Origin of the sequence: Streptomyces sp., from assembly GCF_019510245.1 — a bacterium.
GTDB lineage: Bacteria > Actinomycetota > Actinomycetes > Streptomycetales > Streptomycetaceae > Streptomyces.
This window is the reverse complement of the sequence record NZ_JAEKKT010000286.1, coordinates 1-4,680: the sequence shown is the minus strand read 5'-3', so window position 1 is coordinate 4,680 and position 4,680 is coordinate 1. Positions and strand designations below refer to the sequence as shown.

Below are 4,680 nucleotides of genomic sequence, written 5' to 3'. Positions count from 1 at the left end.
CGTAGAAGCCGCGCCGCACGACCCACGGCAGCAGCACCCGGTGCAGGGCCCAGGCCGGGATCTGGATGGCGCGGCCATCGGGAGCGAGGAAGAGCAGCCCGTCGTCCTGGAGGCCGAGCACCGAGCCCCAGCGGGAGCGGGCGGGTCGGAACTCCTTGAGCGGCCGGCCGGCGAGGTGCGCCCGGATGTTGCGGGCGAGGAGCCGGTCGGCGCGGTTGCGGGCCGAGGAGCGGAGCGGGTCGGTCGCGGCGACGTCACCGATGGCGAAGACCTCCGGATGACTCCTCGTCTGCAGCGTCGAGGTGACGTCGACGAAGCCCCCGGCGTCGAGCAGCGAGATCGGTAGCCACGAAGTATTGGGTTGCACGCGGCCGATCGCCCAGACGACCGCCTCTGCGTGCGTCGGAGACTGGCCAGTGCTCCACGAGACCGGCTCGTGGGTGATGTCGTCGCACGCGAACCCGTCCGGGACGACGGCGCGGTGCCCCGGGTGCAGCGCCACGCCGAGGTCGACCAGCCGGCGTCGTACGTGGCTCCATGCTCGCGGGTGGTGCTGCGGGATCGCCCTGTCGCCAGGGAAGAAGAGGTCGACCTGCTTGTCAGGCCAGCGGACGCGCGCGTTCGCTGCTGTGTTGACCGCGGCTGCGCCGCCGCCGATGACGGCGATCGACGACGCTCCGGCGAGGGTCTCGTGGTGGCGACGGATGTCGTCGTCGACCTGCGCGCGCGACTGGACCTCCGGCGTGCGCCAGAAGCCGTTGGCGACACCCGTGGAGATGACCAGCACGTCGTACGGCTCGGCACGGGCACCGCCCTCGGCCAGCTCGACCGTGACCGTGCGCGCGTCGAGATCGAGACCCACCAGCGAGCCGTGCAGCCGCCGGACGCCGTCGAGCCGCCGGTACCGGCCGAAGTCGACCCGGTTGTCCCGCGCCCAGTCCTCCGGCCGGGCCAGCCGCACGCCGAGCTCCTGGCCGCTCACGATCTCCGGCTTCGCCGAGATGCCGACGACACTGGCGTGCCGGGACAGGTGGATCGCAGTGAGCAGGCCGCTGTCGCCGAGGCCGGCGACGACCACCCTGGGCTTCACCGGGTGGGCAGCAGCGGAGGAGCGGGGACGTCGATGGCGGGTTGCTCGCAGCCGCCGTCGACGTGGAGCAGCTTTCCGGTGACCCAGGCGGAGGCGGGGGAGGCCAGGTAGAGCGCCGCGCACGCGATGTCCTCGGGCTCGCCCGGGCGGCGCATCGGGGTGTTCGCCTCGAACTGGCTGCGCAGCTCCTCGTTGGTGAGGACGACCTCGAGTCCCTGCGTCGCGACGCCTCCGACGATGATCGCGTTGACCCTCACGAGCGGCGCGAGCTCGTGCGCGAGGTTGCGGGTCATCTGGTTGAGGGCGGCCTTGCCGGCTCCGTAAGCGACGAACGAGCTGAGCACCATGTCCGAGGAGCGCGAGGAGATGTTGACGATGGAGCCGCTGCCAACGGTGTCCACCATCGCCTGAGCCGCGAGCTGGCTCACCAGGAACGGCGAGATGACGTTGAACCTCATCGCCATCTCGAAGTACCGCTCCGAGGTCGCCATCGCGGCGCGGGGCCCGGTGCCGCCGGCGTTGTTGACGAGGACGTCCAGACGGCCGAACCGCTCGACCGCAGCATCGATGAGCCGGCGCCGGTCGTCGTCCACCATGACGTCGGCGACGACCGCGAGGCCGCGGCGCCCGGTCTCCTCGATGCGTGCCACGACCTCGTCGAGGTCGGCCTTGGTGCGGGCTCCCACGACGACGTCCGCGCCGGCCTCGGCCAGGCCGATGGCGATGCCGCGCCCGATGCCCTGGCCGCCACCTGTGACGACGGCGACCTGGCCGTCGAGCCGGAACCTGTCGAGGATCATCTGGCAGACACTACTGAGGGAGGTGAGAATCGCAACTTGACAGTCACTGTCACAACGTGGAGCGTGACGTGCATGACGATCAGGGTTGTGCAGTGGGCCACCGGTGGCGTGGGCAGAGCGGCGATCGAGGGCGTGCTGCGGCACCCGGATCTGGAGCTGGTCGGCTGCCGGGTCTACAGCGCCGACAAGAGCGGCCGTGACGTCGGTGAGCTCATCGGAGCCGGGCCTGTGGGCGTGCTCGCCACCGACTCGGTCGAGGAGATCCTGGCCCTCGACGCGGACTGCGTGATGTACGCGCCGCTGGTCGCCGACGACAACGAGGTCGCGGCGCTGCTCCGCTCGGGCAAGGACGTCGTCACGCCGGTCGGGTGGGTCTACCCCGACCGCAACAGCCCCCGCATCCAGGCCCTCGAGCAGGCCTGCCAGGAAGGCGGCTCGACCCTGCACGGCTCGGGCATCCACCCGGGCGGCATCACCGAGCGGTTCCCGCTGATGATCTCGGCGGTGTCGGCGGCGGTGACGCACGTCCGCGCGGAGGAGTTCTCCGACATCCGGACCTACGGTGCCCCTGAGGTGATCCGCGACATCATGGGCTTCGGCGGGCCGCCGGAGACGGCGCTTGCCGGCCCGATGCTGGCCCTTCTCGAGGAGGGCTTCAAGGCTTCGGTGCGGATGATCGTGGACGAGCTCGGGTTCAAGGTCGAGCCCCGGCTGCGGTCCTCGCAGGAGGTCGCGGTCGCGACTGCCCCCATCGACTCGCCGATCGGTGTGATCCAGCCCGGACTCGTGGCGGCACGCCGCTTCACCTGGGAAGCCCTCGTCGACGGCGTACCGGTCGTGACGGCAGCCGTGAACTGGCTGATGGGGGAGAAGGACCTCGACCCGGCCTGGGACCTGGGCGCCGCCGGGGAGCGCTTCGAGGTCGAGATCACCGGCGATCCGTCGGTCACGCTGACCTTCCGCGGCCTGCAGCCCGACTCGATCGCCGCCGGCCTGGAGCGCAACAACGGGGTGGTCGCCACTGCCAACCACTGCGTCAGCGCCATCCCCTACGTCCACGAGGCAGGTCCCGGGATCAAGACCTACCTCGACCTGCCCCTGATCTCCGGCCACGCCGCGCCCGCACTGAGTCGATGACCTCGGTCCCGCTGCGAGAGCGGCAGCGCGACGCGCTGCGCGCCGACATCGGGCGGACAGCCCTCCGGCTGTTCGCCGAACGGGGCTACGACGCCGTCACCACCGAGGCGATCGCGGAGGAGGTGGGCATCTCGCCCAGCACCTTCTTCCGGCACGTGCCGAGCAAGGAGCACCTGCTGCTGGGGGCCGCGCAGCGCGGCCGGGCCCGGATCGTGGCGAACTTCCGCAACCGCCCGCGGGACGAGGCCGTCGAGGACTCCCTCGTCGCCGCCATCCTGGCGCGCACGTCGCAGTTCGTGGACGACGACGAGACCGTTGAGCTGTGGCGCCGTGCCATGGCCTCCGCGCCCGCCGGGCTCCAGCGGGCGTCCCTGCTGGACCACGAGGACTGCGACGAGCTGATCGCTGCGGTGGCCGAGCGGCTGGGAAGCAGGTCCACGGCGGCGCAGCTGCGGGCCGGCGTCCTGGTCAGGTCGTCAGTGGCAGCCGTCGAGTACGCCTACGAGTGGTGGCTGCGCAACGGCAGCAGGTCGTCGCTGCACGTCCTCACGCAGCAGGCCCTGGACCTGGTGATGCACGGTTTCGCCGTGCCCACCAGCCGACGAGGGTGAACCGTCACCGGCTAGACTACCTGTTCCTGCCGTTCTTCGTGATCGGCGCCCTCTACGCCGCCGTCTTCAGCCTGCCGGAAGCACTCGGCGTCCCGGTCACCGCTGATAGCTGGTGGCTGCCGCTGCGGTCACTGCACACCTGGGCCGTTCAGCAGGAGCCGCAGCACCTGCACATCCCTCCCACCCTGCAGGCCTCGAGCCTGTACGACGGGTTCGTGGAGCTGCCGCTCCTGCTGCTGCTCACCTACGGCATCTGGAAGCTCAAGCCCTGGCCATGGCTTCCGACGCTGGGATTGGTCTACGCCGTCAGCGCCGTGGCCAACATGTACTTCTACTTCATGCAGACGTTCCTCGGTCCGGACAGCCCGCCGCACCTCGGCACCTACCTGCCGCTGAACCTGCCGTGGCTTCTCGTCCCGCTGCTGCTCGCGTACCGCTGCTGGCCAACAGCCAGGCCGCAGCTGGCCTGAGACGAGCCGATGCAGTTCGCGGGCGTGTCGTCCATCTTTGCCCCGATCTTGTTGGGAGCAAGGGCCTGTCCTCCCGGCGAAACGTGTACTTGCGCCCCTTCTGGCCGCTCCTGCTAGGCATCGGACGCGACGAACGTCAGGACCCCCCCACATGGTCAATCCCCCCGCTGCATGCTCGACGCGCGTGCTGTTGCACCCCGGCTCGCGCCTCCTCCGGCCGGCTGCTCTCCTGGCGACGGCCGCGCTCGTCGTCGGTGGGCCGGCCGCCGTCGCGGTGTCGTCGGCGGGGTCCGCCGCCGCCGCACCGGCCCACTCCGCGCGGGCCTCTGCGCCAGGGCACCACCGCGAGTTCGCGACGGGCAGCGTCCTGGCCCGTTTCCGCGACGGGACGTCGGTCAAGGACCAGCGGAAGGCAGCGGCCGCTGCCGGCGCGCGGCTGGTGAAGCACGTCGGGGTCGGGGCGCAGGTGCTCGCGGTCGCAAGCGGGGACGAGCAGCGGGCGGTCGCCGCGCTGCGGGCCAACGCGCTCGTGCGCTACGCCGAGCCGAACTACTTCTCGGTGCCGACCGGCA

At 71.2% G+C, this 4,680-nt stretch carries 6 protein-coding genes; 4 read left to right on the top strand and 2 right to left on the bottom strand.

Features of this window, described 5'->3' with window-relative positions; genetic code table 11:
• A partial coding sequence (locus JF597_RS49020) for an FAD-dependent oxidoreductase (protein ID WP_294012349.1) occupies nt 1-1,090 on the bottom strand: 1,090 nt, incomplete at its 3' end.
• Entirely contained in the window at nt 1,087-1,890 is an 804-nt protein-coding gene (locus JF597_RS49015) for a glucose 1-dehydrogenase (protein ID WP_294012346.1), read from the bottom strand. The genes JF597_RS49015 and JF597_RS49020, both read right to left, overlap by 4 nt.
• 72 nt (nt 1,891-1,962) lie before the next feature.
• Here JF597_RS49015 and JF597_RS49010 point away from each other — a divergent pair, with 72 nt between their 5' ends.
• From JF597_RS49010 to JF597_RS48995, 4 genes are all read left to right on the top strand, one after another.
• Nucleotides 1,963-3,027, top strand: a complete 1,065-nt coding sequence (locus JF597_RS49010; RefSeq protein ID WP_294012343.1) for a hypothetical protein — start codon at nt 1,963-1,965, stop codon at nt 3,025-3,027.
• Entirely contained in the window at nt 3,024-3,638 is a 615-nt protein-coding gene (locus JF597_RS49005) for a TetR family transcriptional regulator (RefSeq protein WP_294012340.1), read from the top strand. Before JF597_RS49010 ends, JF597_RS49005 begins: the two co-directional genes overlap by 4 nt.
• Nucleotides 3,635-4,108: a hypothetical protein gene (locus tag JF597_RS49000; RefSeq protein WP_294012336.1), complete on the top strand. Its 474-nt coding sequence runs from the start codon at nt 3,635-3,637 to the stop codon at nt 4,106-4,108. The genes JF597_RS49005 and JF597_RS49000 overlap by 4 nt, the downstream gene beginning before the upstream one ends.
• Nucleotides 4,109-4,292: 184 nt before the next feature.
• The coding region (locus tag JF597_RS48995; RefSeq protein ID WP_294012333.1) for a hypothetical protein at nt 4,293-4,680 on the top strand (388 nt) is incomplete at its 3' end.